Consider the following 2,060-nt stretch of genomic DNA (forward strand, 5'->3'; position numbering starts at 1 on the left):
GGGGGTGGGGCCGATATATTCGCCGGCCAATTCTGGCGCGCGCAAATTATCGATGGCAAAAAAACGCACGCGGGTGTTTAAACTGTAGCGCTGCTCATCCAACTCATCGTGCACCGTAATAAATTGTTTGTCTTCCGTCCACCAACCGGAATGGACATAGGAAACATATTGGTAATTAGTACGCGCCAAATTAAAAGGCTTGGCATTATTGGTTTTATCCCAAAGTAAAATTTCATCCTCGTTGTAATCCAGCATCACATCACAATCATTATTTTTATCGACACACTGCTCACGCCGCGCGTCGGTAATCCACAGCGATGACACATCATGACTATACCAGCTGCGTGAATTTGCTAAATTTTTATAGATAGATGTTGGGTTAACAGGATTAGCGAGCGAATAACTATTAAATGCACCGCCTTGCTTATCGCTGCCCCCCACATGCATATAAGCGGTGCGATTGGTTAAGGCTACGCCGGTAGAGTAATCCACATTACTGATATAAATATTGTGCGCACTGGTGTCGGTTGTTTCACTGGAAACCTGCACGACTTTTTCGGGCAATTGAGTTAAATCCAGAATCATGGTGCCGACCGATGCAGCATCGGCAGTCACATAGGCATAACTCATCCAGCGGCGACGTGTTTCATCAAAATATTGATAGGTTTTTAAATCACGCCAGATGGTATTTTGACTGGCAATAAAACTCACGACACGCGGATTCATCGGATCAGTCACTTCAACAATACTCACACCATTCGTCAAACCGACCAACGCATATTCACGATTGTCATTGAGATCAAAATGCCCCCAAATATCATTGCCGCGCGAATTGTTATTGCCCAGGGTAGCAAGCGGCACATGCGCGAGCAGCCCTAAATTATTACAATTAAATTCGCCCGCTTTACCCGCCACACATGGCACTTCTGCTTGCGCACTTGCCATCGCCGTTAACTGTGATTGTTTGGCATTCAGATAATCTTGCTCACTGCGGTTGAGGCCTTTGGTATCGCTAATGACCTGAAACCCTTGCTCAGCCAAACCCTGCGCAAACTCAGCGGGCACACCCACCAGAATACTGTTAGTGGCAGGCGCAGCCGGTTTTTGGAAAGTCTTTTTTTGATAGCTTCCGGTGACGGGCACCACATTGGATGAGAGATAAAAAATCGAATCCAGATCAGTAATTTCATAGCGCCCCTCCGCCACCTGAATCTGGTCACCCTTGCCCGCCTGTTTCGCGGCATAGGCGATGGTTTGGCAAGGCGCGCTGATCTGGTCACAACGCCCTTCGTCTTTCCCCGTCTCGGCGACATAACGCACCTTGTCATGCTCGGCGTGGGCATACACCCATGTCGGCGCCAGCATCAACGCAGCGAAGTAAGCAATAAGCGGGAAGTCGGGGTAACGCATAGGAGTTCCTTTTCGGGGATAAGCAGCACAGGTAGATGAGTATAGTCGGGTTGGGTGTACCCATACACAAAACAACTGCAAACACTCACTAGCAACAAAACCACAAAACTATAAAATTAAAAACGCCACAAAAAAAAGCCGCACATTTTCATGTGCGGCTTTTACAAAAAACACCTGAACTAACGCATTAAAACGAGTAGTTAGCGCCCATGTAGTAAGTGCGACCAAACCACTGCAAGGTGCGGGTTAACTCTTCATCAAACATGTAACTTCTGTTGGGTTCGTTGGTGAGGTTGCTGATGGAGAACACCAGGTCCAAACCGTTATCGAACTTGTAGGCAGCTTGATAATCCAGCAGCGTTTCCGGTGCATAGATGATCGGTTGCAAGTTGATGTTGCGGGTCTCGCCAACAAACGAATCCTGGAAGGTGGTGGACAGGCGCGTTTCAAAACCACCGTAGCTGTAGAAAACGGTGAAGTTAGCCGAGTTCTCTACTAAGCCAGGGAATGGCAGTGCGGCATCCGCTGTTATGCCCGCCTCGACCGGATTGACCACACTGATCTCGCTGTCCGTCCAAGAGTAGCTGGAGCTCACCCCCAAGCCTGACCATACATCCGGCAAAAAGTTGGAGGTCTGGATGTAGGAGACT

1 protein-coding gene and 1 pseudogene are annotated in these 2,060 nt (G+C 48.4%); both read right to left on the minus strand.

The features are described from left to right. Positions 1-1,410: choice-of-anchor B family protein (locus ACWA6V_RS20940; protein WP_449524300.1), on the minus strand; the 1,410-nt coding region annotated here is incomplete at its 3' end. Positions 1,411-1,597: 187 nt separating this feature from the next. Continuing rightward, a pseudogene (locus ACWA6V_RS20945) lies at positions 1,598-2,060 on the minus strand (TonB-dependent receptor); the annotation flags it as partial.

It is taken from the genome of Cellvibrio sp. (genome assembly GCF_053579595.1).